The sequence below is a fragment of the Lacrimispora sp. genome (assembly GCF_036758025.1).
Taxonomy (GTDB): domain Bacteria; phylum Bacillota; class Clostridia; order Lachnospirales; family Lachnospiraceae; genus Lacrimispora.
In genome coordinates, this window is sequence record NZ_DAIOXM010000033.1 from 31,328 (window position 1) to 40,741 (window position 9,414).

Below are 9,414 nucleotides of genomic sequence, written 5' to 3' on the forward strand. Positions count from 1 at the left end.
GGGATGAATATGAGTTTGAAAGAGTATAAACCGCTGATTGATAAAATGCAGATTTTTGAAAAGACCTATGATATTATGCGGATTGTCGACCCGGTAGAAAAAGCAGTGATAGAATCGGAAGAAAACAGATTTGTTAAGGCAGAGTCTGCATGCTTTGATTTCTGGGAAAGAGGCCAGATGTGTCAAAATTGTATTTCCATGAGGGCATACAATGAGAACGATATTTTTTATAAAGTGGAATACAAAAACAATCAGGTTTTTATGATCACAGCAGTTCCTATTATGATGAATGGAAGGCGGCTGATCATAGAGCTTATTAAAGATGCTTCAAAAAACATGATTTTCGGGAAAAAGAGCAGTGAAGGGGAAGTAAATACCTTATCCATGATTGAATTTATGAGCCAGGCAGCAGTAAGGGATTCCCTGACAGGGTTATATAACCGCAGATATATTGACGAAAGGCTTCCGGCAGACCTGCGGAATGCTTCCTTGAAGAATGAACCGTTGTCCGTTGTTTTTGCTGACATTGACTTCTTTAAGGAGGTAAACGACACATACGGCCATCCGGCCGGAGATACTGTGCTTAAAGAATTTTCCAGGGAGGTGGAACGGTACGTCCGCAGGGACAGAGACTGGGTAGCCAGATTCGGCGGAGAGGAATTTTTCATCTGTCTGCCTAAAGCAGACCTTGAAACTGCCAGAAAGGTGGCGGAACGGATGCGGGCGGAGATAGAAAAGAAGGAATTTCTGATCGATGGAAATGCCATTAAGGTGACCTGCAGCTTCGGAGTGTATGGGGTCTGCGGAGACGACGGATGCCTTACGGCCGAGGGCGTGATCAGGCTGGTGGACAGGAATTTATACCAGGCAAAAACCCTTGGCAGAAACCGGGTGGAATAGAACCCCTTTTTTCTTGCGGGGATAAGGGATATGTTGAAAAATGTCGTTTTTTGTGGTAAATTATAGGAAAGGATAAAAGGCATTGAGAATACTATAATTCTATTTTGGAGGTACCTTTATGAAGAGTGCGCTTGGAACCGGGACCCGAAAAGACAGCTTTATGAAAAACCTGACAGTGGGCAGGAAATTGACTGCAGGATTTGGAATTGTACTGGTATTGATGGTGCTGTCTGCTGCCATCTCCCTGTACAGCATCAGCAGCATTGGACGGCAGATCGGCCTGTACAGAACGTATACAGTGCCTAATGCAGAGCATGTAAGGAGTATGCAGGTGAGTATGCAGGCAATTCTTTACAATCTGCTGGAAGGAATTGATACAGACAATGCCCAGGTGTCCAAGGAGCATTTTGACCTGGCCGCCGATTATGGAAAGACTGTTGCATCAGAACTGGATGCCTACCAAAATAATCAGAGAAACCGTGACCGTGACAAAGATATTGAAAACCTGCGCACCGTAATAAAGGAAGCCGCCGCCAAGAGGGGGGAGATCAGCGCGCTGGTTTCAAACCCTTCAGGAACCAATAAGACGAAGGCTATGGAGTTGTTCCGTGAGGAATACAAACCGAAAATTGATCAGGCAATGGACATCCTGCTGGGTTTTTCCGCAACGGCAGCAGTCAGGGCCGTACAGCAGAATGCCGATTCCCAGGCCTCCATCGGAGCAGCATGGATCCTGGTCATTTCCTGCATGGCAGTATCCCTTGCGCTGGCAGCAATCATCATCGCAGCCATCCGAAAATCCATTCTGACTCCGGTCAGGGAGATCGTGGAAGTCTATAAGGAGATTTCCAAAGGCAACAAACAAGTCAACATCTCCTATGAAAGCCGGGATGAAATGGGGCAGATGGCAGAGCTTATCCGAAGATCTAATAATCAGGAGGGCATTATCATTGAAGATGTCATAAAGAAGTTCACCCAGATATCCCAGGGAGATTTACAGTTTCATGTAGATATCGATTATCCAGGTGATTTCGCCCTTATTAAACGAACCATTGAACATACGGTTGCAGTCTTAAACCGGACCATGCATACCATCAATAATGCCACCGAACAAGTCAGTATCGGATCCTCCCAGGTTTCAAGCGGCGCTCAGGCTCTGGCAGCAGGTTCCACAGAGCAGGCGGCTTCCGTGGAAGAGCTGGCAGCCTCCATAGGCAGAATTGCAGAACAGGCTGCGGAAAATTCGTCCAACGTCAAAATGGCTGCCCAGTATTCTGAGAAAGCAGGCGAGGGAGTCAGCGCAGGCAACCGGCACATGGAACAGCTTACCGCCGCCATGGAGGACATAGGCTCTTCTTCCAGCCAGATCACCAACATCACAAAAGTAATTGAAGATATCGCATTCCAGACCAATATCCTGGCTTTAAACGCTGCCATTGAGGCTGCCCGTGCAGGAGAAGCTGGAAAAGGCTTTTCTGTTGTGGCAGATGAGGTCCGCAGCCTTGCGGCCAAATCAGCAGAGGCGGCCAGACAGACGACAGAGCTGATTCAGGGATCTGTTGAAACCGTATCCAGGGGAGCACAGCTTACAGGAGAAACTGCCCGGATTTTACAGGAACTGGGGATCAATGCCAGACAGGTCACCGATCTTATGGCTAAAATCGAGGATGCATCTGCGGAGCAGGCCACTGCCATCGTAGAGATCAACCAGGGACTCAGTCAGGTTTCCGCCGTGGTTCAGACCAATGCAGCCACTGCTGAGGAAAACTCCGCTACCAGCGAGGAAATGTCCGCACAGGCGGAAGCTTTGCGTGAAGAAGTGAGAAAATTCAGACTTAGATCCCGGGGCTGACAGGACCTTTTGGCAATTATGCAATAACAGGATGAGCGGATGGCTCCATCTCTTTGCAGGTGGAGCCGGACAGCTTTTTCTGATCAATTGTTTTTTATGTAATTCAAGAATCATTTCCAACCCTTTTCTGGGGATTACGAAAACCATTTCTATTTTTTAAGCCTTTTCGGGCAAACATTTATCACAAATTTAAGGAGAAAACAGCTTCATGAACAAAAATCAAATACTAAAACAATATTTTGGCTACGACAGTTTCCGGGAAGGCCAGGAAACTTTAATTGACAGCATTTTGTCGGGACGGGATGCTTTTGGAATCATGCCCACTGGTTCGGGTAAATCCTTATGCTTCCAGATACCGGCATTGATGATGGAAGGGATCACTCTGGTCATATCCCCTCTCATTGCATTGATGAAGGACCAGGTGGCAGCCTTGAACCAGGTGGGGGTCTTTGCGGCCTTTTTAAATAGCTCTCTGACAGCCAGCCAGTATCATAAGGCTCTTTCATTTGCAAAAGAAGGAAAATATCCCATCATTTACGTGGCTCCGGAGCGTCTGGTGACAGAAGAATTCCTGGATTTTGCCCGGAATGCCAGGATTGCCATGGTGGCGGTGGATGAAGCCCACTGCGTATCCCAATGGGGCCAGGATTTTCGTCCAAGCTATTTAAAAATCGTGGACTTTATCAATCAGCTTCCCGTGCGCCCGGTGGTAAGTGCATTTACAGCCACTGCTACCAGGGAGGTCCGGGAGGATATCATTGATATTCTTATGCTCCGGGAGCCTGAGGTAGTGACTACCGGCTATGACCGGCCCAATCTATATCTGGGTGTGCAGGCCCCAAAGGATAAGTATGGTGCGGTGAAGAATTTCATTGACACTCATCCAAACCAGTCGGGGATCATTTACTGTCAGACCAGAAAGCTGGTGGAAGAGGTATGTGACCGGCTGGGGAGAGATGGAATTTCCGTAACACGGTATCACGCAGGCTTAAGTGATAAAGAGCGGCATCAGAACCAGGATGACTTTATCTTTGACCGGTACCAGGTCATGGTTGCAACCAATGCATTTGGTATGGGAATTGATAAGTCCAACGTCAGATTTGTCCTTCATTATAATATGCCTAAGAGCATTGAAGAGCTGTACCAGGAAATCGGACGGACCAGCCGGGATCAGGAGCCGGGAGAATGCATCCTGTTTTACAGCGGGCAGGATGTGGTGATGAATCAGTTTTTTATTGACAATAACCAGGACAATCAGGAGCTGGATGATCTCACCAGAAGGATTGTGACGGAACGTGACCGGGAGAGGCTTAAGAAGATGACCTATTACTGCTTTACCAATGAGTGTCTGCGGGATTATATTCTGCGGTATTTTGGGGAGTATGGGTCTAATTACTGCGGAAATTGTGTAAATTGCCTGACTCAATTTGAAACTGTTGATGTGACGGAGATTGCAAAGGCTTTGATTGGATGTGTATCTTCCAGCAGGCAAAGGTATGGGGTAAATGTGATCATTGATACGGTTCATGGAGCCAATACGGCTAAAATCCGGCAGTACCGGATGGACACCAATCCTTATTACGCTGCCCTGGCTAAGACACCTTCTTATAAATTGCGGCAGGTTGTGAATCATCTGATGCTGAAGGAGTATTTAACAGTGACCAATGATGAATACTCCATTGTAAAGCTGACGGCTGATTCGGAGAAGCTTATGGAAAGCCATGAGCCCGTTATGATGAAAATGGCAAAGGAACAGGAGCCTGCATTAAGGGAGAAAACAGTTAAAAAAGCGAAGAAACCAAAGCTGGCCGGGGTGGAGCTGACAGAGCAGGATGAGGCATTGTTTGAAAAGCTGAGAAGGCTGCGGGCAGAGATTGCAAAAGAGGAAAAGGTTCCGCCTTATATCGTATTTTCTGACAAGACTCTGGTACATATGTGTGCTGTAAAGCCGAAGACAAAGACGGAGATGCTGACAGTATCAGGAGTCGGAGAGTTTAAGTATGACAAGTATGGGGAACGGTTTATGCAGTGCATGGAACAGTGACCTTTCTATATAAAACATTTCTAATTACAATAAAAGACTCCATTCTGGTTATAATATGGCTTATGAGAAGTTGATTTTTAACTTCTTATAAAAGGTGCCGCTATTAGCACCGTCCATCCGATTATGAAAACTTGTTTTCATAATATCAGTTGTGAGAGACTGCTTTTGGCAGCATCCAACGATTAATCAGACTGGGAGGAATGAATATCATTATGAAAAAATCAATGATTTTACCTGTTATTATTGCTGTAGCATTGAGTTTGACCGGCTGCGGCCCGGATTCTGCCGGAAAGAAGAGGGCAGAAACCACCCTTGCAGAAAGCAGTGAGGACGCGGCCCAGGCAGCGGCAGACGCTACGCAATCCGGTTCCAGGGAGCCGGAACTGGTTTTTAAATATGGAGAAGTTAACCCGGAAGAAAATATCATTGCCAGAGTGGGTCTTAAATTTGCCGAATACGTGGATCAACTGTCTGACGGCCGCATTAAGATTGAAGTATATCCCAATGATGCCCTGGGCGATGAAAAATATTCCCTTCATGTACTTCAGCGGGGAGGGGGACAGGTTGATATGTACAGGGGAAATACCAGTCAGTTGACCGGATATGGTTTTAGAAATCTAAACCTGTTTGGTCTTCCTTACATTTTTGAAAGCCGTGAAGGAATGTGGAGGGTTTTGGAGGATGAAGAACTGGGCAGGGCTTTTTTATCAGAGGGAAGTGAGATCGGCGCAGGGATGGTAGGGCTGTTCTATACTGATGAAGGTCCCCGTAATCTGTTTACATCAAGGGAGATCAAGGGACTGGAGGATATTAGAAATAAGAAAATCCGTGTTCAGGAATCTGTTTTGATGATGGATACCATATCTGCCCTGGGAGCACAGCCTGTTCCCATGCCCTACAGCGAGGTTTATGAGGCGATTGAGACAGGGGTCGTAGATGGTGCGGAAAACCCTTTGCCTGCTTATATTTCCAGCAGATTTTATGAGGTGGCCCCTTACTATCTGCTGAGCCAGCATGTTTTCAGCCCTGGAATCGTTTTGATGGCAGAAGAAAAATGGAATGCCTTAAGTGAGGAAGATAAGAACATTTTGCTGGAAGCCGGGCGGATGGCTTCCCAGTGGAATAAAGAGCAGATTGAAGCCGAGGAAGAGGCACTGCGCAGGCAGTTGGATGAATTGGGAGTCGTTGTCATTGAAATGTCACCGGAAGAAATGGAGAAGGCGAAAGAGGAAGAAGAAATCGTCAGAACCAGCTTCACTCCGGGGCTTGAAGATGTGCTGGACAGAATCATTGAGGTTCAAAATGCTCAGGAATAAACCGGCAAAGCCCTGACTTGCCAGGAAAATTATGCCTGTTCACAGGGCCTGTATTATGGTATGATTGGAATACTTTATGATACAGTCCTAAAAGGAGTGAGCAGTGCATGAAACTATTTCATTTATCTGATTTACACATTGGAAAACAATTAAACGGCTACAGCTTAAGAGCCAATCAGGAGGCAGTTCTTGGACAGATCGTGGATTATGCGTCTGAAGAACAGCCGGATGCAATCTTAATCTGCGGCGATATTTATGATAAAACAGCGCCTTCCGGAGAGGCATATACCATATTCAGCAATTTTCTGGAATCTATTTCTCAAATAAAGCCGCGGATTCCGGTTCTGATCATTGCAGGAAATCACGATTCTCCGGAACGGCTTTCTTATGCAAGTCCTTTTTTGGAGAAACATTCTATCCATTTATCCGCATTTCTGCCTGAAAGTCCTGAGGAATATTTGAAAAAGATAGTTCTGGAGGATGAATACGGCCCGGTGAATTTCTATTTTCTTCCTTTTTTAAAGCCCGGATATGTAAGGCCCCTTTTTGAAGAAAACCAGCCTTCCGGGTATGAAAGTGCTGTGAAGGCTGTTTTGGAACGGGAGCATATCGATTTAAAACAGCGGAATGTCCTGCTGTCCCATCAGTTTTATGGATCAGGGGGCAGGGACCCGGAAACCTGTGAATCCGAGCAGGCAGTTATCATGGCTGGAGGGCTGGACCGGGTGGATGTGTCGGTTCTGCCTGAATTTGATTACGTTGCCCTGGGCCATATTCATGGAAGCCAGAAGGTGGGCAGCAGCCGGGTGCGGTACTGCGGAACACCTTATAAATATTCAGTCAGCGAAGAATTTCATAAAAAATCTGTGACAGTGGTAACGCTGGGAAGAAAGGGAGAGGAGCCGGAACTGGAATTTCTCCCTTTAAAAGGGCTTCAGGATGTGAGAAAAGAACGGGGAAGTCTGGCGGAGCTGTTAGAGAGGGCGGTGGAAGAGACACGCCGCGATTTTGTCAGCATTACTCTTACGGATGAAGAAGAGCCTTATCGTGTCAGGGAACGGCTGGAGGAAGTGTACAGCCATATTCTGGAAATCCGGGTGGACAACCGGCGGACAAGACAAAAACTGATGGAACAGGCTGAGGAGGTTCCGGTCTTAAAGCCTTTGGAGGCGTTCCGCCAGTTTTATAAGGCAGTGAGGGGCGGAGAAATGACAAAGGAAGAGGAAGAAGCCATGGAACGGATCGTGCAGGAAGCAAAGGAGGATGAGGGCATATGAAACCGCTTTACCTTACTATGTCTGCCTTTGGTTCCTACGGTGGAACGGAAACGGTGGATTTTGAAAAAATAGGTCATGGAATATTTCTGATTACAGGGGATACAGGAGCAGGAAAGACTACGATCTTTGATGCCATATCCTTTGCATTGTTCGGCGAGTCCAGCGGACAAAGGCGGGAGCCTTCTATGATGCGCAGCCAGTATGGGGAAGATGAGGAGACTTATGTCACCTTAAGGTTTTCTCAGAGGGGGCAGGTCTATGAGGTCACAAGAAGCCCTGCCTATACCCGGATCAGCAAGAGAAGGAATAAGAACGGAGAATATTCTGCCGTTCCGGTTCCTGCAAAGGTAAGCCTCCTCCTTCCTGACGGAAGTGAATATCCGGGCAGCATCCGGGACATCAACCAGAAGATACAGGAAATCCTTGGTGTGGATCAGAATCAGTTTTTCCAGATCGCCATGATTGCCCAGGGAGATTATTTAAAGCTTCTTCACGCATCTTCCAGAGAGCGGAAGGAGATATTTTCCAGAATTTTCAACACGGGAATATACAGCCGGATTCAGGCGAAGCTGAAGGAGAAGAACAGCCAGATATATGGAAGGCTGGAGGAAAAACGGCTTCTTTGTTTCCATGAGCTTAAAAACATACAGCTTTTAGAGGGAAGTACTTATGAAGACAGATGGCAGGAGCTTTTGGGATTTAAGGAAACAAAGGCTGAGGAAATCAGGGACTTTTTAAAAGAAATTATAAACGAGATAAAGGAGAGAGAGGACCGGATTGGGGAAGAAAAAGAGGCGGGCGGAAAGCTTCTTTCCCAGGCAGAAAGCCAGCTGAGCCGGGCAGAAGAGATTAACCGGCTTTTTACCGGTCTGGAGCAGGCCGCCGCCGCTTTAAAGACTTTGGAGGCTCAAAAAAGCCAGTGGCAGGAACTGGAAAAGCGGTTAAATGCCGCCAGACAGGCAGACCGGGCAGGAGTGCCGGAACATGCTTATGTTGAAAAAAAGAAAGAATATCAAATCTCTCTGGAAAAGCTGGCTGGTCTGGAAAAAGAGCTGGAACGGTTAAGCCAGACTTTTATAAACGCCAGAAAAGAGGCGGAGGAAAGCAAAGAGCGTTCAGCCAGAGAAATTCCGGAGCTTTCTGCTCTCATTGCCAGGCTGGAGGAATCCATGCCCCTGTATGAACAGTGGAGGGCTGGCTGGGAAGCTTACGAGAGAAAGCGGCTGGAGGGAGAGAAAGCCGGAATTCATCTGAAGCAACTGGAGGAGGAACTGGTAAAAGTAAAGGATCGCCTTTTATCTGCTGAGATGACTCAGGAGATGCTGGAAGAAAAGTCCCGCCATCTGCCGGAAATCAGACAGAAGAAGATTCGTGCAGCGGAGGGGCAGCAGGCTTTAGAGGGGCTTGCCCTGGCTTTGGAACACTTAAAAAAGGATACTGTAAGAAAAGAAGAAATTCAAAAACTGATTGTCATTGAATTGGAAAAATATGAACGGGCGGAAGCTGCATACAATGAGAAGTACCGGGACTTTTTGGCCCAGCAGGCCGGAATTATGGCGGAGAAGCTGGGAGAAGGACAGGCCTGTCCGGTTTGCGGCTCTATTCACCATCCTCATAAGGCAGAATTGACCAAGGGGGCGGTCACCCAGGATGAGGTGGAACAGGCAAAGGAAGAGAGAAACCAGGCAGAGGAACGGCGGGCTAAAGCAGCAGAGACGGGCGTCCTGGCGGTGGAGAGCTGCCGTCACCAGGAAGAACAGATTAAAAAAGAGGCTCTGAAATGGTTTGGAAATGCTCTTTCTCAGGAACAGTTAAATACGAAACTTGGGTCGGAACTGGAGACATTCCGAAAGCTGTTAAACTCCGTGGAGCAGGAAGAACGGGAAGCCTTAGAAGCGGAAGTTCAGCTAAAGAAAATCATGGAAGCCCGCATTGTGGATCGGAAAAGGCTGGAGGAGCTGGAGCCTGCCAGAGAGCATGCCATGAATCTTTGGCAGGAGAAAAAGGTGGAAGCTGCATCTCTTT

6 protein-coding genes are annotated in these 9,414 nt (G+C 47.2%); all 6 read left to right on the forward strand.

All coding sequences use genetic code 11. The features are described 5' to 3' along the window. Positions 1–9: 9 nt before the first annotated feature. Positions 10–900: a GGDEF domain-containing protein gene (locus V7M78_RS20120; RefSeq protein WP_333652408.1), complete on the forward strand. Its 891-nt coding sequence runs from the start codon at positions 10–12 to the stop codon at positions 898–900. A gap of 118 nt (positions 901–1,018) precedes the next feature. Then, positions 1,019–2,752, forward strand: a complete 1,734-nt coding sequence (locus tag V7M78_RS20125; protein ID WP_333652410.1) for a methyl-accepting chemotaxis protein — start codon at positions 1,019–1,021, stop codon at positions 2,750–2,752. Between the two features lie 208 nt (positions 2,753–2,960). Then, positions 2,961–4,796, forward strand: a complete 1,836-nt coding sequence (gene recQ, locus V7M78_RS20130) for a DNA helicase RecQ (RefSeq protein ID WP_333652413.1) — start codon at positions 2,961–2,963, stop codon at positions 4,794–4,796. 212 nt (positions 4,797–5,008) lie between these two features. Then, on the forward strand, positions 5,009–6,112 hold the full coding sequence (locus V7M78_RS20135; protein WP_333652416.1) for a TRAP transporter substrate-binding protein: 1,104 nt from the start codon (positions 5,009–5,011) through the stop codon (positions 6,110–6,112). 107 nt (positions 6,113–6,219) lie between these two features. Continuing rightward, a complete protein-coding gene (locus tag V7M78_RS20140) occupies positions 6,220–7,389 on the forward strand; it encodes an exonuclease SbcCD subunit D (RefSeq protein WP_333652418.1) in 1,170 nt (389 codons plus the stop codon). Continuing rightward, positions 7,386–9,414 (forward strand): SMC family ATPase (locus tag V7M78_RS20145; protein WP_333652421.1); only part of this gene is annotated, 2,029 nt, incomplete at its 3' end. The genes V7M78_RS20140 and V7M78_RS20145, both read left to right, overlap by 4 nt.

Bases quoted from the DNA above. Each gene is read 5' to 3' on its own strand.
- V7M78_RS20140 (WP_333652418.1), top strand. From the start codon at position 6,220: ATGAAACTATTTCATTTATCTGATTTACACATTGGAAAACAATTAAAC.
- recQ (WP_333652413.1), top strand. From the start codon at position 2,961: ATGAACAAAAATCAAATACTAAAACAATATTTTGGCTACGACAGTTTC.
- V7M78_RS20125 (WP_333652410.1), top strand. From the start codon at position 1,019: ATGAAGAGTGCGCTTGGAACCGGGACCCGAAAAGACAGCTTTATGAAA.
- V7M78_RS20120 (WP_333652408.1), top strand. From the start codon at position 10: ATGAGTTTGAAAGAGTATAAACCGCTGATTGATAAAATGCAGATTTTT.
- V7M78_RS20135 (WP_333652416.1), top strand. From the start codon at position 5,009: ATGAAAAAATCAATGATTTTACCTGTTATTATTGCTGTAGCATTGAGT.